General features: G+C 70.6%; 16 protein-coding genes and 1 pseudogene. 9 read left to right on the top strand and 8 right to left on the bottom strand.

All coding sequences use genetic code 11. The features are described from left to right. Window positions 1–251: 251 nt before the first annotated feature. Complete coding sequence (locus AB0H32_RS25145) at window positions 252–1109, top strand: helix-turn-helix transcriptional regulator (protein ID WP_361124512.1); 858 nt, start codon at window positions 252–254, stop codon at window positions 1107–1109. A gap of 191 nt (window positions 1110–1300) precedes the next feature. Continuing rightward, window positions 1301–1492, top strand: a complete 192-nt coding sequence (locus AB0H32_RS25140; protein ID WP_361124511.1) for a DUF397 domain-containing protein — start codon at window positions 1301–1303, stop codon at window positions 1490–1492. A gap of 229 nt (window positions 1493–1721) precedes the next feature. Here the strand turns inward: AB0H32_RS25140 and AB0H32_RS25135 are convergent, their stop codons facing one another. The 3 genes from AB0H32_RS25135 to AB0H32_RS25125 all read right to left on the bottom strand — a co-directional run bounded on the left by AB0H32_RS25135 (window position 1722) and on the right by AB0H32_RS25125 (window position 4389). Further along, entirely contained in the window at window positions 1722–2603 is an 882-nt protein-coding gene (locus tag AB0H32_RS25135; RefSeq protein WP_361124509.1) for a MerR family transcriptional regulator, read from the bottom strand. A gap of 74 nt (window positions 2604–2677) precedes the next feature. Further along, on the bottom strand, window positions 2678–3184 hold the full coding sequence (locus AB0H32_RS25130; RefSeq protein ID WP_361124508.1) for a glutathione peroxidase: 507 nt from the start codon (window positions 3182–3184) through the stop codon (window positions 2678–2680). 215 nt (window positions 3185–3399) lie between these two features. Further along, window positions 3400–4389, bottom strand: a complete 990-nt coding sequence (locus AB0H32_RS25125; protein ID WP_361124506.1) for an ArsR family transcriptional regulator — start codon at window positions 4387–4389, stop codon at window positions 3400–3402. 174 nt (window positions 4390–4563) lie between these two features. Between AB0H32_RS25125 and AB0H32_RS25120 the strand changes: the two genes are divergently transcribed. After that, window positions 4564–5754, top strand: coding sequence for an MFS transporter (locus AB0H32_RS25120; protein WP_361124504.1), 1191 nt, complete (start codon window positions 4564–4566; stop codon window positions 5752–5754). Here the strand turns inward: AB0H32_RS25120 and AB0H32_RS25115 are convergent. Further along, on the bottom strand, window positions 5699–6685 hold the full coding sequence (locus tag AB0H32_RS25115) for a slipin family protein (RefSeq protein ID WP_361124503.1): 987 nt from the start codon (window positions 6683–6685) through the stop codon (window positions 5699–5701). The two genes, AB0H32_RS25120 and AB0H32_RS25115, sit on opposite strands and share 56 nt — an antisense overlap. Before the next feature lie 115 nt (window positions 6686–6800). On the opposite strand from AB0H32_RS25115, the gene AB0H32_RS25110 reads away from it, so the two are divergent. Continuing rightward, entirely contained in the window at window positions 6801–8162 is a 1362-nt protein-coding gene (locus tag AB0H32_RS25110) for a M23 family metallopeptidase (protein WP_361124501.1), read from the top strand. A gap of 500 nt (window positions 8163–8662) precedes the next feature. On the opposite strand, the gene AB0H32_RS25105 is transcribed toward AB0H32_RS25110, so the two are convergent. Together AB0H32_RS25105 and AB0H32_RS25100 are read right to left on the bottom strand one after the other, a co-directional pair. After that, entirely contained in the window at window positions 8663–9415 is a 753-nt protein-coding gene (locus tag AB0H32_RS25105; RefSeq protein ID WP_361124499.1) for a hypothetical protein, read from the bottom strand. Window positions 9416–9746: 331 nt separating this feature from the next. Beyond that, on the bottom strand, window positions 9747–10241 hold the full coding sequence (locus tag AB0H32_RS25100; protein WP_361124497.1) for a DUF6233 domain-containing protein: 495 nt from the start codon (window positions 10239–10241) through the stop codon (window positions 9747–9749). A 276-nt stretch (window positions 10242–10517) separates the two neighbouring features. Here AB0H32_RS25100 and AB0H32_RS25095 point away from each other — a divergent pair, with 276 nt between their 5' ends. Continuing rightward, the gene (locus AB0H32_RS25095; RefSeq protein WP_361124495.1) at window positions 10518–12632 is read left to right on the top strand and encodes a SpoIIE family protein phosphatase; all 2115 of its coding nucleotides are present in this window, start codon (window positions 10518–10520) and stop codon (window positions 12630–12632) included. 388 nt (window positions 12633–13020) lie between these two features. Here the strand turns inward: AB0H32_RS25095 and AB0H32_RS25090 are convergent, their stop codons facing one another. Next, a complete protein-coding gene (locus AB0H32_RS25090) occupies window positions 13021–13410 on the bottom strand; it encodes a cupin (protein ID WP_361124493.1) in 390 nt (129 codons plus the stop codon). Between the two features lie 69 nt (window positions 13411–13479). Further along, window positions 13480–14376, bottom strand: coding sequence for an alpha/beta hydrolase (locus AB0H32_RS25085; RefSeq protein WP_361124491.1), 897 nt, complete (start codon window positions 14374–14376; stop codon window positions 13480–13482). A 118-nt stretch (window positions 14377–14494) separates the two neighbouring features. On the opposite strand from AB0H32_RS25085, the gene AB0H32_RS25080 reads away from it, so the two are divergent. From AB0H32_RS25080 to AB0H32_RS25065, 4 genes and pseudogenes are all read left to right on the top strand, one after another. Next, complete coding sequence (locus tag AB0H32_RS25080) at window positions 14495–15601, top strand: helix-turn-helix domain-containing protein (protein ID WP_361124489.1); 1107 nt, start codon at window positions 14495–14497, stop codon at window positions 15599–15601. A 189-nt stretch (window positions 15602–15790) separates the two neighbouring features. Beyond that, window positions 15791–16048 (top strand): hypothetical protein, encoded by a 258-nt coding sequence (locus AB0H32_RS25075; RefSeq protein WP_361124487.1) that lies wholly within the window; start codon window positions 15791–15793, stop codon window positions 16046–16048. Continuing rightward, on the top strand, window positions 16048–16260 hold the full coding sequence (locus tag AB0H32_RS25070; RefSeq protein WP_361124485.1) for a hypothetical protein: 213 nt from the start codon (window positions 16048–16050) through the stop codon (window positions 16258–16260). The genes AB0H32_RS25075 and AB0H32_RS25070 overlap by 1 nt, the downstream gene beginning before the upstream one ends. Before the next feature lie 38 nt (window positions 16261–16298). Continuing rightward, window positions 16299–16559, top strand: a pseudogene (locus AB0H32_RS25065) (tyrosine-type recombinase/integrase); the annotation flags it as partial. Window positions 16560–16655 lie beyond the last annotated feature (96 nt).

The following is a 16655-nucleotide window of genomic DNA, read 5'->3' as shown; positions in this document are numbered from 1 at the left end:
ACACCCCCCCCCCCCTTCCCCCCCCCCCGCTGTTTGCGGCCGGGGTGTGGGGGGGGGGGGGGGCGGTACTTTGCGGCCCCCCCCCCCCCCCCTCGACCGCATTGGCACGTCCGCAAATTCGTGCCCGAACTGACGCGTACGCGCCGCATATCCACTGTTTCCCAGCGGTACAAAGCACCTTGGTGGCAGTCTGCTCAGCAGCAGATACACAAAGTGTCAGGTACAGGCAGGCAGCCGGAGGTGCACGTCCCGTGGCGTCCAATGTCAATCCCACCGTCAGGCGACGCCGGCTGGGCCAGGAGCTGCGCAGGCTCCGCGAGCTCAAGGGCATGACGGCCGAAGAAGTGGCGGAGCGGCTGCTCGTGTCGCAGTCGAAGATCAGTCGGCTGGAGAACGGCCGCAGAAGTATCAGCCAGCGCGATGTGCGCGACCTGTGCGGGGTGTACGAGGTCGAGGACCAGCGCATCGTCGACTCGCTGATGGAGATGGCCCGGGACTCGCGGCAGCAGGGCTGGTGGCACACGTTCGGCGACATCCCGTACAGCGTCTACATCGGCCTGGAGACCGACGCCGAGTCGCTGCGGGTGTACGAACCCCAGCTGGTGACCGGTCTGCTGCAGACCCGTGCCTATGCGGAGGCCCTGGTGCAGGGCGCGTTGCCGGAGACGTCGACGGCGGAGATCGAGAAGCGCGTGCAGGTGCGCATGCGCCGACAGGAACGTATCACCGCCGAGGGCAACCCCCTGCGGCTGTGGGTGGTGCTGGACGAGGCGGCGCTGCGCCGGGTCGTCGGCAGCAGGCTGGTGATGAGGGAGCAGCTGGAGCACCTGATCGAGATGTCCCAGCTGCCGCACGTCACCGTGCAGGTCCTGCCCTTCGAGGTGGGCGCGCATCCGGGGCTCAACGGGCAGTACGCGATCCTGGAGTTCACGGACGCCGCCGACTCCAGTGTCGTCTACCTGGAGGGCGTCACCAGCGACCTGTACCTGGAGAAGGCGCTGGACGTCCAGAAGTACGCCGTGATGTACGAGCATCTGCGGGCACAGTCCCTCAATGTGGAGCAATCCCGGCAATACATCTCCGATGTAGCGAAAACCTACGCCGATTGACCCCTGCTCCACAGGAAGTGCCGGATCGTACACCGTGAGTCCGCTTTCTCGGAAGGCTCACTTGGAATATGCCATCCGCTTGAGTGAACGGCTACTCCGGCAGAGGCAGTTGCCCGGTAGCGTCGATCACGCCAATCAGACGACAAGGTTGGCGTGAACCGCACCACCAGCAACTCGCAACAGGAGTGGACATGGCACTGATTCAGGGCGCTTCGGAGACGTGGATGAAGTCCTCTTATTCCGCGGGCAACGGCGCCTGCGTCGAGGTCAAGTCGCCCACCACCGCGGAACTCGCCGTACGCGACTCCAAGGTCACCGAGGGGCCGATCCTGGCCTTCCCCACCGAGGCGTGGAACGCCTTCGTGGCCTCGGTCAAGGCGTAGGGAGCCCTCTCTGACGCTCCCTCGTAGACACGTCCGACGACAACTGCACAAGCACCACCCGCGCAGAGCCCTCTCGACGAGTCGCCGTCCTTGCCGAGGGGGCTCGGCCCCTTTCCTGTCGGGCCTGGTTCGCCTCCGGGGCGCCAGAGCCGGTGTCGGGACCACGACCGTACTCAGCCCGTCGGGCCTCCGCCCGCTCGAGCCCTCGACACCGGCGCGCCCCTTCGGCTCACTCGCCCTCGGCGGCCGCCTGCGAACGCACGGGGAAAGCCACGTCGCAGACCGGGTCCCCGGCTCCCGCCGCATCCCAGTCCGCGAAGTACACCTCGCGGCAGGGGCCGGCCATCTCCAGCCCCTCCTGGGCCATCCAGTGCTCCACCGCCTCGAAGGCGGCGAGGATCTGCGGATGCGCCACCTGCGCCTTGCTGATCCGGGTGTAGGCCAGCCGGGCCGCCGGCTCCACCCGGACCCGCGTCGCCCAGGGACCGCCGTGCCGCTCCACCCAGGCCCGGGCCGCCGCCTCGTCGGTCACCGGCACACAGGACTCGGCCGGCCCGTCGCTCTCCATCGACACCTCGGAGTGGTAGACGACGAACGGCGCAGCGGCGACGCCCCCGCACTCCTGCGCGGCCTTCTCCAGACGGCCCAGCGACGCGCCGATCCACGTCGGCAGCTCGTCCGCCAGCGTGTGCCGCGACTCGGTGATCACCACCTGCGCCGGCACGTCCACCGTTTCGACCACGAACTTCTCGTACATCTCGGAGCTCCTCCCCGACAGCCGTCCACGGAGGTACTCGGCGAGGGTCCGCTGCCCGGCCACCCGGGTCTCCACGGCCGCCCAGTAGGCGGCGAGCCGGTCGGCAGCCTCGGCGCCCTCGGCCCCGACCACCTCGGCGATCCCGGCCAGCGGCATGTCCAGCTGCCGCAGCAGAGCCACCAGACGGGCACGCTCCACCTGGCCGGCGCGGTAGTAGCGGTAGCCGCTGGCCTCGTCGACCTGCGCCGGCTCCAGCAGCCCGAGGCGGTCGTACAGCCGTAGCGCCTTGGCCGACAGGCGGGCCCGCGCGGCGAACGCGCCGATGGTGAGCAGCTCCTCGTCCACGATGTCCATCCTCCGTCACCGGGCGGCTCTTTCCGCCCGGTGACAGGGACGCTCTCCCTTGCCCCAGGGGCAAGGTCAACCGGTCAGGCCAGCTGCTTCTCGATGGCCGTCACGACCTCGGCGGACTCCGGCTCGGTCTGCGGCGAGAACCGCGCCACGACCTGCCCGTCCGGGCCGATCAGGAACTTCTCGAAGTTCCAGCGGATGTCCCCGCTGTGTCCCTCGGCGTCGGCGAAGCCCACCAGACGCTCGTACAGCGCGTGCCGGCCCTCCCCGTTCACCTCGACCTTCTCGGTCAGCGGGAAGGTCACGCCGTACGTCGCCGAGCAGAACTCGGCGATCTCCTCGGCGGTGCCGGGCTCCTGCCCGAGGAACTGGTTGCAGGGCACCCCGAGCACGGTGAAGCCCTGCCCGGCGAACCGCTCCTGCAGCCGCTCCAGACCCGAGTACTGCGGGGTCAGGCCGCACTTGGAGGCCACGTTCACGATGAGCACGGTCTTGCCCGCGTACTGGGGCAGGTTCGCGGAGCCGCCCTTGAGGGCTCCGATCTCGGTCTTCAGCACGGAGCCGTTGTGGTCAGTAGTCGTCATGGTCCGGATGCTAGCCCCGGCGGGTTACGGCCCCGGGTTACGGGCACCTTTTTCCAGTCCCCGTCGACACCCGGCCGCCTCGGCTCCCGGCCGCCCCTGCTCCCGTCGGCTCCCGGCCCTCTCGGTTCCCGGCCTCCCTGCTCCCGTCGGCTCCCGGCCGCCCGGCTCCCGTCAGCCGTCCGCCGCCCCTGCTCCCGTCCGCGCCGGCTGCCCGCTCACCGTCCCCGTCCCGCCCGTCCGCCCGTCCCGGCCTCCATCAGCACCTGACCCGCCGGCGTCCGCGAGTAGAGCACCGACCGACCGGCACGCCACCGCTGCACCAGCCCCGCCTCCCGCAGCACCTTCAGATGCCGGCCCGTCGAGCCCAGCCCCTGTCCGGTGATCGCGGTCAGCTGCGTGGTGCTCATGGGGGAGCCGAGGAGGACGAGGACCGCGGCCCGAGCGGGTCCGAGCAGCGCGCCCAGACTCGCGGGCACGGCACGCTCGCCCTCACCCGCGAGAACACCGGCGCAGGGATAGACCACGGCGTACCGCTCTCCCTCCTCCCAGGCCACCCACCCCGTACGCTGCGGGGTCACCGGCACGAAGAGCAGCTCGGAGCCCGAGATCTCGCGGGGCGGGTACTCGTGCAGATTGACCTGGAAGCGGTTGTCCCCGAGCCATCGCGTCCCACCCGGCCGAAGCGAGTCCAGCACGCTCACCCAGCCACCCCGGCTCACCTGGGCGGTCCGTGCCATCACGTCCGCTTCCAGCACCCGCCGGCGCCGCTCCCAGTACGGAAGCACCGTCTCCTCCCACACCCACTCCAGCAGCGCGGCCGCCCGCTCGGGCAGGTCGTCCCGGTCCAGTGCGGCAGGGAGCGGCCCGGCGAGGGAGAGCCGCAGATGGGCGCGGGCGGCGGCGGGCCCGGCCGCGCGCACCCGGGCGACCTCGTCGGCGAAGCCCTCCCCGGCGCGCGGGGTGGGCGTGAGGAAGTCCGCGATCCACTCCCGGCCGAGCCCCGCCCGCACCAGCCGGGCCGTCACCGGGTCGGCCGTGAGCCGTGCCCGGTAGCCGGGCATATGGGCACGCAGCCACTCCCCCTCACCGGGATGCGCGCCCTGCCCCGAGTGCAGCAGCTTCAGACTCGCGAAGGTCTCGGCGAGGGGGGACAGGACGAACCGGCTGCGGGCCAGGGTGTCCGCGTTCAACTGCCACCAGCCCACGGCACCCTCTTCCCAAGACCTTTGCCGCTACCTGTGACACGACCTTTGCCGCTACCTGTGACACGACCCTCGCCATGACCTTCGCCACGACCCATGCCACGATCTCTTCCATGACCTTTCGCGTGACGGCGAAACAATAACGGGGCCTGCCGGGCCCGCCCGAGACTCCGGGGCATGCCCAGCTACCGATCCCTGTTCCGCACCCCGGAGTTCACCCCGCTGTTCCTCGGTGGGGCCCTGACGGCCGCCGCCCAGACGGTCGGCGGACTCGCCCTCGGCACGCTCGTGTACCGGGCGACCGGCTCCCCGCTGCTGTCGGCGATCAGCATGTTCGGCCCGTCGCTGGCCCAGGTGCTGGGCGCGACCCTCCTGCTCTCCGGCGCCGACCGCCTGCCCCCGCGCACGGCCCTCGTCGCCGTCTCGCTCGCCTTCGCGGCCGGTACGGCCCTCCAGGCACTGCCCGGCCTCCCGGCCGGCGCCCTCTTCGCCGTCGTCCTGCTGCTGGGCCCGGTCGAGTCCCTCGGTGGCGGGATCCGCTGGGGCCTGCTGAACGAGATCCTCGCCAAGGACGGCTATCTGCCCGGGCGTTCGCTGTTCAACATGATGAGCGGGCTGATGCAGATCACCGGGTACGCCACCGGCGGCGCCCTGCTGACCACCCTGTCCCCGCGGACCTGTCTGCTCGTTGCGGCGGCCCTGTATCTGACGGCCGCGCTGGTCCTGCGCCTCGGGCTCACCCGCCGCCCGCCCCGTGCCACCGGCCGCCTCTCCCCGGCGGCGACCTGGCGCACCAACGTGCTGCTGTGGTCCGTCCGCCCGCGCCGCCTCACCTATCTGGGCCTGTGGCTGCCCAACGGGCTCGTCGTCGGCTGCGAGTCGCTCTACGTGTCGTACGCCCCCGACGCGGCCGGCACCCTGTTCGCCTGTGCGGCGCTCGGCATGCTGGCCGGGGACGTGACGGTCGGACGGCTGGTCCCGGCCTCCGTACGTCCCCGGCTCGCGACGCCGCTGCTGCTTCTCCTGGCGACGCCGTACCTGCTGTTCTGCGCGCACCCGCCGGTGCCCGTGGCCGCGGTGTGCGTGACGGTGGCCTCCGCCGGGTTCGGGGCGAGCCTGGTCCAGCAGGAGCGGCTGATGAGCCTGACCCCGGACGAACTGGCCGGTCACGCCCTGGGGTTGCACTCGGCAGGAATGCTGACCCTGCAGGGCGTGAGCGCGGCGCTGGCAGGCTCGCTGGCCCAACTCACCTCACCGTCCGCGGCGATGGCCGTGATGGCAGTGGGCTCGCTGGCCGTGACCGGCTCGCTCGTTACGGCCGGGCGTCGTTCTCCTGCGGCTGCTGTTCCGGAACGCTCTTCGCGATGAGGTCGGCGGCGAGACCCAGGGCGTTCTGCATACCGGGGTTCTCCAGGGCCGGGTTCTCCAGAGCGGGATTCTGCGCGACGGCGTTCTGCGTGCCGGCATTCTGTGCGTCGCTGTTCTGCGCGACGGGGTTCTGCGTACCGGCGTTCTGCGTACCGGCGTTCTGGGCGCCGAGGTTCGCGGCGGCGCGGTCGAAGTACCGCAGCAGCTCGACCGGGAACGGCATCACGAGCGTGGAGTTCTTCTCGGCGGCGACCTCGACGACGGTCTGGAGGAGCCGCAGCTGCATGGCCTCGGGGGTGTCCGACATGATCCTCGACGCGTTGGCCAGCTGCTGGGCCGCCTGGAACTCACCGTCCGCGGTGATGACCCGGGCCCGCCTCTCCCGCTCGGCCTCGGCCTGCCGGGACATGGACCGCTTCAGCGACTCGGGGAGCTGGACGTCCTTGATCTCGACGCGGTCGATGTGGATGCCCCACCCCGCGGCAGGGCTGTCGATCATCAGCGCCAGCCCCTCGTGCAGCCGCTCCCGGTCGCTCAGCAGATCGTCCAGGTCGCTCTTGCCGATGATCGAGCGCAGGGAGGACTGGGCGACCTGTCCGACGGCGAAGTGGTAGTCCTGCACCTCGATGGCGGCCCGCACCGGGTCGGTCACCCGGAAGTAGACGACGGCGTCGACCTTCACCGACACGTTGTCCTTGGTGATGCCCTCCTGCGTGGGCACCGGCATGGTCACGACCTGCACGTTCACCTTGCGCATGCGGTCGGCGAACGGGATGAGGAAGGTGATCCCCGGCTGCCGGTGGCTCGGCAGTGCCTTACCCCACCGGAACACGACCCCGCGCTCCACCTGGTTGACGACCCGCATCCCGCTCTTCAGCACGATCAACCCGAGCAGGGCCACGAGCACCACTGCGACGACAGTGCCTTCCATGGCACTCCATTCTCCGACGCGACTTCCATCCGGTTCCGGACAACGGGGAGGACATCACGGGGGCGGCTCGTGGATGCGGTCGCGGCGTCAGGGATCCGTAAAGAAACCGACACGTGTGCGTCGCCGACCGTCCCGCGCGAAGAACCCCGCCGCACCCCTGATCGTCTTCCAGTCGGCCGCGCGGTGCACCTTGCGGGCGGCCGACTGCCGCAAGAGCCGGAACCACGGGGGACACATGCACGATCCGAATCCGACGCCCGAGGCCGTGCCCGCGCCCTCGTCCGCACCGCCGGAGACCGACACCCTGCCGCCGGAGGCGGAGACGCTGACGCGCTTCCTCGCGGCGGATCCGGCCGACCGCGTCCGTCTCGCGCCCGCCGTCGCGGAAGCCGTCGGTGCGGACACCATGGAGCAGATCGTCGCGACGACGCTCGCCCGCACCGGGACCCCCGTCACCGTCACGGACAGCCCCGACGGCCTGATCGTCACCGGCCCGCACGGCAGGGTCCGCGCCTGGGCCAAGCAGACTCCCGACGGCGAGGAGATCACCGGCCTGCTCCTCGAAGGAGTCCCCTACAAGCCCCAGGCCCGCGGCGGACGCCTCGCGGAATCCGTCCCCTGGCTGGTGTACCTCCTGCTGATCACCCTCTGGAACGTCTTCACCATCTGGACCGCCGACGACCGCACCTCATGGGGCGCGGGCATGGCCACCCTCGCCGCCATCGTCGTCTTCGTCGAGGGCCGTAGCGCCCTCGCCCAACAACCCCGTCTCCGGCACCGCTCGGTCCGGGCGCTCGCCCTCACCTCCCTCCTCTCGGCCTACCGTCTGCCGTCCCTGCCGAACGGGCACTTCACCCCGGCGCTGGGCATCGCCCTGGCGTTGCTCGTCGCAGGCGTGTTCCTGGTGGCCAGGGCCCGTCTCCACCACTGGCGCGCCCCCGTCTCCCAGCCTCTCCGCTTTCCCCTGGAGGGCACCTGGTACGTCCTCCAGGGCGGTGGCCGCCTCATCAACCACCACGCCGACATTCCGGAACAGCGCGGCGCCCTGGACCTGGTCGCCCTCGGCCCCCATGGCACCCGTACCCGTCCCGGCCACGACCTGACCGCGTACGCCGCCTACGGCCGCCCCGTCCACGCCCCCTGCAACGGCCGCGTCGTCTCGGCCGCCACCACCTTCCCCGACCAGCGGCCCGGCGAGATCCGCTACGAACCGCCCTACGGCAACCACGTCTTCCTCGACACGGGCCGCGAGATCATCAAGATGGCCCATCTGCGGCCGGGCTCGGTCACCGTGAAGCCGGGCGATGTCGTCGAGGAGGGCCAGTTCCTCGGCGAGGTGGGCAACAGCGGCAACACGACGGAACCGCACCTGCACCTGCATGCCGAACGTGACGGGGTGGGGCTGGATCTGCGCTTCGTCGGGGTCGGGGGACGGTTCTACCGGGGGCGCAGGATCCGGGGGGACGGGGCGAAGTAGGGCCCCGGGGAGCCGGGCCGAGCCGCGTGCAGAGCCGACCGGATCCCGGTCAGCCCAACCCCAATTGCTCGACTTGTTCTATTAATCCAGACTCGGCCGTAGTGGCACCATCCCCTGAAGGAAGGAGTATCCAGATGGACCTCATTAGCCACCTGCTCGGTACAGTGCTCGGCCTCCTCGGCGGCTTGCTCTAGGCAGTTACCGGCAGACCCATTCGGCGTAAGGCCGGCCCAGCCCCGTCGTGTCCGATGGCGGGGCCGGACGCCTTTGCGGACATCGGCCGTCCCACCGGCCGACGGCACCTCCCCGCACCTCAACCCCGGACCCACGGACCGCCGCGCCGCAACACCTGTGGCGCCCGGGCTCGCTACGAGCAGGATCCCGCTCGCCGCGCGGGCGGTCGATCACTACTGGTCGGCTACCCGTCGACCACTCGTCGGCCGATTCCTTGGCCGGCTCCTCGACCAGCTCCTCGACCAGCTCCTCGACCAGCTCCTCGACTACTCGTTGCGCTCAGCGCGGTGGCGCTCGATCTTCAGCGCGAGGTCGCTGCGCTCCCTGCGGGCAGCGTCGGCCTCCTCGCGCACCTTGTCGAGACGGTCCTCCAGCCGGCCGACCCGCTCGCGGTAGCGTTCGAGCTCGGCGCGCACGAACTCGGCGTCGGCCACCTGCTGCGCGGCTTCCTTTCGGATCCTCTCCGTCTCCTCCTCGAACCTCTGCCGGGCCTCGTCCAGCTCCGCGACGGCCATGTCCGCGGCATCTTCCGCCAGCGCGGTGCGCTGCTCGGCTGCCAGGGTCCGCTGAGCCGAGGCCTTGGTCACGGTCTCGATGCGTGCCTCGGCGGCAGCCGAATCCGTGATGATGGCCAGCTCCTCGATGTACACCGGCAGGTCCGTGGCCAGTTGGGACATGAGCGCCAGGAGATCGTCGCGACCGGCAGCGCCGTCCGTCATGGCTTCCACCACCTCCTCGACCGGGACAAGGTCCAGGTCGGGCACCTGGGCTGCGGGCGACGGCGTCATGGGCCGAGCGGCGGGCCGAGCCTCGGTGCCTGCCTCGGCCGCCTTCTTGGCCTCGGCCGCCTGCCGCCTCTCCTCCTTGCGCTGCTGCCTCTTGGCGCGGAACCTGCGGAAGGCACCCAGCGCGTTGTGCTCGGGGTGATCGCAGTAACGAGGCGCCGGGTCGTCGGGCGTCGGCGCGACCGGATGGGTGCATTCCGGGTAAGCGCAGACCGCAAGCGTCTCGACAGTCATCTTCCTGCCCTTCCAGGGATGTACGGAGCTCTCGAAGCCGAACCGGCATACCGACGCAACGGCGCCGACCGTTCGCACACGGGGATGTACCGATCACGCTAGACGCGGCCAGGGCACCATGGATGTCGCCCGAGCCGCTCGTCAGCAATCGGTAAGATCGCCCGCCGGTCTCGGCACTGTGATCGCCGCGGCGGTGACCGGGGCACGGTGCAAGGAACAGCAGCCTCCAGAACTCGGATGCCATGGCTTCGAGTTCGACTTCCCCGGGAAGGAGGGCAGCGGTGCCGAGCAATGTCGGCAGGGATGCGAGGGGCCGCCGGCCGGGCCGCACCTAGCCGGCCGGTTCGAGCCCCTTGTCCGGCGCGCAGAACTCGCACGGGGCGAGGATGCCGAGGGGATCGCGGAGCCCGAGGCGTATCTGATGCGGAGTGATGGGCGACGTCCTGCGCTGGATCATGGTGCAGTCGGCCAGATGGTAGAGCGCGGGCAGCGGGTGCGCCGGGTGCTTCTTCGGCTCGATGACGTATCCGGTCGCCGGGGGTTTGCCGGAGCCGGGTTTGCCGGAGTCCGCTACGGCGGAGCCGGGTTTGCCCGAGCCGGGTTTGCCCGAGCCGGGTCCGGCGGCGGGGGATGACGCCGGGCGCCGTGGCCCGGATCGCCGCTGCCGTGAGGTCGCGGCTTGTTGTTCGGCGGCGGCGAGGGCCTTGCGGGCCGCCTCGCGCCGGAGCTGCAGGTAGATGCCGACGGTCTCGTTGTCCGTTATCTGCCTGTCGAGATACGCCAGGATCGCTCTCAGGCGGGGCAGATCAGGCGGCAGCTCAGACATGTGTTCGATTCTATGCCGGGTGGAGCGCCCCTGGTCGCCCTGTGGAGCAGACTGCCCCGCGTCACCGAACCCTGAGCATGTGCCGTCGCACTCTGACGGATGCACGTTTGCGCCACCGAACGTTGAGTGCGCTGGTCGGAGGCTCGGCAAGGCGGTCCATGCCCTCGGGTCCGGGCTTTCAGAGGCGTGAGGTCAAGCCGCGGTGCCACTGATCCACATGCTGTTGCCACCGTGCGGCCTTAGCGTTCTGAACATGGGCATGAGGTGCTGCGTGGAATGACCGGTTCTGGCGAGCAGCCAGATGCAGCTGATCCGCTCGGTGCGGCCTTGGCGGCGGCTGTGCGCCGTACGAGTGCCTGGCTGGGGGGCGTCTATCTGGTGGACCCGGATGAGTCGGTGCTGGGCCTGGTCGCGCTGTGCGGTGTGCCGGTCGACGCGTTCACGCCGTGGTGGCGGAGTGCTTTCGCCCCGCCGGGTCCGCTGCGGGATTCGATACACGACGGGCGGATCGTCTGGCTGAGTTCCCTGGAGGAGCTGGCACGCCTCTACCCGCGTGCCGCGGCGAACCTCCCGTACCAAGTCGCGCTCGCGACCGCGCCCTTCACGCGAGTCCGACACTGCCGGGGTGCGCTGCTGCTCGCATGGCCTCCCGCCCGTGCGCCGCATCTCAGCCGCAGTGAGCGCCGACGCATCGCCTTCAGCGCCCGCCGCATCGCGGGCGTGCTGAACGCGGCTGTCCGCCCTCCAGTCATTCCGGAGCGGCCCCGTTTCGTCCCTCCCCGTCCCGAAGAGCCGACGCCGCAGTCCCCGTCGTCGGCGGCCGGCCTGGTCGAACGCCTTCCCCTCGGCATCCTCGCCCTCGACCTCGCGGGGCACATCACCTACGTGAACACCGCCGCCGTCGGGCTGCTCGGCAAACCCGTGGAGCAGCTTCTGGGCACCCAGCCGTCGCAGTCACTGCCCTGGCTCGACAACATGACGTACATGGACGCGTACCGCACTGCTCTGAGCAGCCGCGAGGACGTCGCCCTGACCGTCCTGCGCCCGCCGGACCAGTGGTTGGACCTCCGCCTCCACGCGGACGACAGCGGCACGAGCATCCTCGCCATGCCCCACCGCTCGTCGAGGCCTCTCAGCACGCAGCCCTCCACCGGGGCCGCAGCCTCGCCGGAGAGCCGAATCCATCTTCTGATGGTTCTGGCGGCCGCACTGACCGAGACTGTCGGCGTTCAGGACGTCGTCGACCTGGTCGCCGACCAGGTCCTGCCTGCCTTCGGCGCCCACGGCATGATCATGTCCGCTGCCGATCCCGACCGTATTCGGATCATCGGGCACCGCGGGTACGACCCTGACGTCATCGAGCGGTTGGCCGGCCTGCCCACGGACGCCGATCTGACCCCCGCCGGCCGCGCGATGGCAACCGGAATGCCCTTGTTCTTCGCCAACCGGGAAGAGCTTGCCCACCTGTACCCGAAGGCGCCGCAACTCACCGACAAACAAGCATGGGCCTTCCTGCCGCTGCACAGTTCCGGACGCCCGATCGGCGTTCTCCTGCTCGCCCACAACACCCCCCACCGGTTCACCGCCGCCGAGCGTTCCATCCTCACGCCGCTCGCCGGTCTCATCGCCCAGGCCCTGGACCGCGCACGCCTCTACGACGTCAAGCACGGCCTCGCTCACGCTCTGCAGCAGACCCTCCTGCCCCACGCCCTGCCCACGGTGACCGGGCTCGATGTGGCCGCCCGTTACCTCCCCGCCAGCCACGGAGTGAACCTCGGCGGCGACTTCTACGACCTCATCCGCCTCACCGACACCACCGCCGCAGCCGTCATCGGAGACGTGCAAGGCCATGACATGTCGGCAGCTGCCCTCATGGGCCTGGCGCGCATGGCCGTCCACTCCCACGCCACGGCCGGAGCCGCGCCCGACCAGGTCCTCACCCGCACCGACCGCGACCTCGCCGACCTGAACGCCAGCCGCTTCGTCTCCTGTCTCTACGCCCACCTCGACCTCGCCCGCCACCAGGTGACCCTCGCCAGCGCAGGACACCCGCCCCCGCTCCTTCGACACCCCGGCAACCGGGCCCATGCCGTCGCCATCCATCCCGGCCCGCCTCTCGGCGTCGGTCTCGGCACCCACTCCTATCCGCTCACCACGCTGCCGCTGGGCCCGGGGGCGCTCCTGGCCCTCTACACCGACGGCCTCGTGGAGCTCCCCGGCATCGACATCGCCCAGACCATCGCCGATCTCGCAGACCGCCTCGGCGAGTGGAGCGACCTCCCCCTGCACCAACTCGTGGACAGCCTCGTCCACCGCACTCGACAAGCCACTCGACACACCGACGACATCGCCCTGCTCCTGCTTCGGCCCGACCGGATCGCCGAGCTGTGACCAAACCTCAATGACAGACGCTCGGGGTTCGACGTCACGGGACACAGACCCGAGTGGGAGGTGCGGGCACGCCCCGGCATCGGCGCCCATGCTCAGGCTCAAGGCGCCCACTGCGTAGGACACTTCGCAGGGCCGGCAGCTGTCGGAGAAGCAGCTCGGTACGTACGTCGTGCTGCCGAAGGCCGGTGCGACGGCCACGATGACCGGCGTGGGGCCCACGTACCAGGTGACCGTAGAGCTGCGGTGACGGGCCGGATCCGCTGGACGGGCAAGCCGTTCAGGAACCTGTCCGGGGGCGAGGCACCCGGCGTGTTCGCCGTTACCGCGGGCGGCAAGGAATACCCGGTGACCTGGTCCCGGGGAGAGGAGGACGGGGACCATCGTCGGCCTAGGTCTCGGTCCGCTTCTCCAGACGACTGCCACGCGGCACGGTGAGGGACATGATGTCGCTGGGGGCGTCCAGCGCGATGCGGTGCCATCGCCCGCGCGGCACGATGGCCGCGGTGCCCGCCGCCAGCTCGATCTTCTCCTCCTCTCCGCCCGGCCCCTCAGGGCGGAGGTAGAGGCGTATCCCGCCGGTGAGGCAGGAGACGACCTCGTCCGCGGCGGAGTGGACTTCCCAGTGGTCGGCGTGGACGTCGGCGTCGGACTCCACGTGGAAGGTCATCAACTGCCAGCCGGTCCGCCCGGGGTCGAACACGGGCTTCTCGGCGCGCACCTGGCCCCCTTGGCCGAGGTGGATGAAGGAGGCGTAGAGATCGATCGGGGTGACGGTCATGCCAGGACGTCCTCTCTGCGGTGGTCGTTCATCGGGTGGGGTGTGAGACGGGGTGGCCGGCCGCCCCGCTCACTCGGCCAGAGCACGCCGCAGGGCGTCCCCGAGTTCGGCGATCTGCCGCTGCGAGACCTCGGCGGACAGGATGGCCTGCGATCCGTGGAAGGTGCCGGGCCACTGGTGCAGCTCGACCGAGACTCCCGCCTGCAGCATGCGCAGCGCGTAGGCGAGGTCTTCGTCGCGGTTCGGGCAGAACTCCGCGGTGGCGATGTAGGCGGGCGGCAGGCCGGACAGGTCGGCGGCCCGCGCGGGCGCGGCGTACGGCGAGGCGGGCGTGGTGCCCAGGTAGTGACGCCACGACGCGGTGACCTTGTCGCGGTTCATCCAGGGCGTGTCGGTGAAGTTCCGCTGTGACCATGTCTCCTGCCGGTCATCGAGCCCCGGCTGGTTGAGCAGCTGGAAGCGGACGGGCGGCCCCTGCTGGTCGCGGGCCCGCAACGCCACCGCGGCCGCGATGCCCGCGCCGGCGCTGTGACCTCCGACCGCGATCCGCTCCGGGTCGACGCCGAGTTCGGCCGCGTGCTCGGCGGTCCATGCCAGTACGGCGCAGGCGTCGTCCAGTGCGGCCGGGAACCGGTGTTCGGGGGCCAGACGGTAGCCCACCGAGATCACCGTTGCGCCGGAGCCGTCCGCGAGCCGGGCGGCCCACGGGTGCTCGGTGTCCAGGTCACCCATGACGAATCCGCCGCCGTGCAGCCAGACGATGGCGCCCTGCGGTCGATGCGGCCGATAGATCCGCACCGCAACGTCCGGATCGGCGGGCACCGTGCGGTCCTCGATCTCCAGGCCCGTGGTGTCCGGTGCCGGCACCGCGGCGGCCAGCTGGGCGAGGTTCTTGCGCTCGGTGACCGGATCGGTCAGGTCGGCCTTGGGGAACAGCGGGATGAATGCTTCGAGTTCGGGATCCATGTCGGCCATCCTCACGGTCGACACCCACAGGGGGCATCCGCCATCCGTCGGCCAACCTGCCGTGATCACGCACCGATTGGCGGCCCTCCTCCCCGCCATGGAGCCGTATCCTCCTGTCATGGAGGCACTGGCCGCACGGCTGTCGCACCTGGATTCCCAAGCCGAAGGCGCGATCCGCGTCGTCATGTTCTACGACACGCTGATGCGCCGACGGGTGGATCTCCCGGCGCTCGCGCGGGCTTCGGCGGGCCTGGCCGAGTGTGTGGCCGGGATTCGGCTGTACAGCACGGGGCGGGCGATCCGCGTCTCGCCGGACGGCAGGCAAGCGTCCGACGGCAGGCGAGCGTCCGACGGCAGGCGAGCGTCGGAGGGCAGGGAAGCGTCGGAGGGCAGGGAAGCGTCCGTCCCTCCAGCACCCGCGTCCAGCAAGACGCCGATCACTCTCGACGGGGAGGAGATCGGCGCGGTGTGGCTGGAACGGCCCGGTCCGCCCGTACCGCTCGACGAAGTGCTGCTGGACCGGCTCGCCATCGCCGCCGCGGCGGTCGTCGAGAGGTACGGTCCGGCCCGTACCACCATGGCCGACCCCGCCCTCGTCGAGCTGGTGGTCAGCGCCGACAGCGACGATGCGGCCAGAGCCCGGGCGTTACGGCTCCTCGGCTTCGCCGCCGACCTGCCCGTCCGTGTCGTCGCCGTACGGTCGCAGCTTCCGCTCGACCGGATCGGTGGCCTGATCTGCCCGGCCCGCCCGGTGAAGGCGGCACCGCTCGCCGGCGCAGGCGTGCTCCTGGCCACCACCGTGGACGGGGCACGGTTCCCGGCAGGCGTACGAGCGGGCATCGGCGCGGCCGAGAGCCCCGACCGGTCCTGGGAGCAGGCCCGCACCGCCCTGCGTTTCACCACTCCCCGCAGGCCCGTCGTCCACTACGACAGCCTGGGGGCGTTGGCGTTGCTCGCCCAGGTGCCTCCGGACGCGGCACGGGACAACGCCGACGTGACCGCGATCGCCCGTGTCGCCGGCAACCCGGAAGATCTGGAGACCCTGGACGCCTACTGCGCCACCGGCTCCCTGCGCCGGGCCGCCGACCTTCTCCACCTGCACCACAGCAGCGTCGCCCGCCGGCTGGAACAGATCGGAAGGGCCCTGGACATCGAACTCACCGAGCCCACCGGCCTGACACGGGCCGAGCTCGCCCTCACCATGTGGCGGCTGCTCAACGACTGAGGTGCCGGTCGGCCCTTCAGCTGTGGAACGCTGTCGGAGACCGGGGTGGCCCGGCCGCCGCGGGATGACCGTCAGGATGCCGACGAGGCGGCACACGACGGTGGCCGGGCCGTTGGCGCCTGGTACCGCTCGCCCGAAGTATCGGACTACGGTCCGGGTTCGGCCGAGGGCCACCGCATCACGCACGTCATGCAGCACACCCGGGAGAACCCCGCGAAGCCCGCTCACGGAGTTTTCGACACGGGCAACCAGGGCGTGCTGGAGACGGGCGACGAGGCATGGAGCCGCTGCGCGATGGCGGCGTCGGTCAACCGGCAGGGCGCTCGTACGACCTACATCATCCCGATGGGCCGGCAGGTGGGTTACAACCCTGGAGAGGAATGGGTTTCGATCACCGTCGAACACGGCAACGAAGTGATCACGGCCTTCCCTGGGAGCTGGAGCTGATGGACAAGGTCGCCTGTGCGCACTGCGGCCAGGACTGGGTTCGCCGTTACGAGCGTAAGGACACGGGGCAGAGGTTCTTCCTCTGCCCCGAGTGCGAGTCCGTCTGGGACCTGGAGGACGACCTCCTCGAGGACACGGACATGCATCTGAGCGAGTACCTGCTGACCGGTGACCACGCAAAGGACTGGGAGCTCATCACTCCCTGCGGCTGAGAGGCGTCGCCGTGGAGTCCTCTACGACGGCGACCCCACCCCGGAACGTCCACTGCTCCTTCACCCGCGTCGCCCCGTCCGCCGGCCTCCGGGTGATCCGGCTGCACGACGCCCGGCACGGCACCGCCGCCCTCCTCACGGCGGCCGGGGTCGCGCCCCGCGTCGTGACGGAGATCCTCGGCCACTCTCGGATCAGCATCACCACGGATGTCTGCACGCACGTCGTGCGGGACACCCGGCGCGAGGCCATGCGCCACATGGACCGGCTGCTCAGGAAGAGGCGCCCCGACCGCGGGTGACCGCCCGCGTTGATGTCAGAAGTGGATGTCAAAGGCCACCCACCAAGATCTGTAGGTGGTCCTTTCCCTTGTGCCCCCGGCAGGACTCGACCCTGC

This window comes from Streptomyces sp. NPDC020362 (assembly GCF_040642095.1).
In the GTDB taxonomy this organism is placed as follows: Bacteria; Actinomycetota; Actinomycetes; order Streptomycetales; family Streptomycetaceae; genus Streptomyces.
This window is presented reverse-complemented; position numbering and strand designations above follow the sequence as displayed.

Bases quoted from the DNA above. Each gene is read 5' to 3' on its own strand.
- AB0H32_RS25140 (WP_361124511.1), top strand. From the start codon at position 1,301: ATGGCACTGATTCAGGGCGCTTCGGAGACGTGGATGAAGTCCTCTTAT.
- AB0H32_RS25135 (WP_361124509.1), bottom strand. From the start codon at position 2,603: ATGGACATCGTGGACGAGGAGCTGCTCACCATCGGCGCGTTCGCCGCG.
- AB0H32_RS25130 (WP_361124508.1), bottom strand. From the start codon at position 3,184: ATGACGACTACTGACCACAACGGCTCCGTGCTGAAGACCGAGATCGGA.
- AB0H32_RS25120 (WP_361124504.1), top strand. From the start codon at position 4,564: ATGCCCAGCTACCGATCCCTGTTCCGCACCCCGGAGTTCACCCCGCTG.
- AB0H32_RS25115 (WP_361124503.1), bottom strand. From the start codon at position 6,685: ATGGAAGGCACTGTCGTCGCAGTGGTGCTCGTGGCCCTGCTCGGGTTG.
- AB0H32_RS25105 (WP_361124499.1), bottom strand. From the start codon at position 9,415: ATGACTGTCGAGACGCTTGCGGTCTGCGCTTACCCGGAATGCACCCAT.
- AB0H32_RS25100 (WP_361124497.1), bottom strand. From the start codon at position 10,241: ATGTCTGAGCTGCCGCCTGATCTGCCCCGCCTGAGAGCGATCCTGGCG.
- AB0H32_RS25095 (WP_361124495.1), top strand. From the start codon at position 10,518: ATGACCGGTTCTGGCGAGCAGCCAGATGCAGCTGATCCGCTCGGTGCG.
- AB0H32_RS25090 (WP_361124493.1), bottom strand. From the start codon at position 13,410: ATGACCGTCACCCCGATCGATCTCTACGCCTCCTTCATCCACCTCGGC.
- AB0H32_RS25085 (WP_361124491.1), bottom strand. From the start codon at position 14,376: ATGGATCCCGAACTCGAAGCATTCATCCCGCTGTTCCCCAAGGCCGAC.
- AB0H32_RS25080 (WP_361124489.1), top strand. From the start codon at position 14,495: ATGGAGGCACTGGCCGCACGGCTGTCGCACCTGGATTCCCAAGCCGAA.
- AB0H32_RS25075 (WP_361124487.1), top strand. From the start codon at position 15,791: ATGCAGCACACCCGGGAGAACCCCGCGAAGCCCGCTCACGGAGTTTTC.
- AB0H32_RS25070 (WP_361124485.1), top strand. From the start codon at position 16,048: ATGGACAAGGTCGCCTGTGCGCACTGCGGCCAGGACTGGGTTCGCCGT.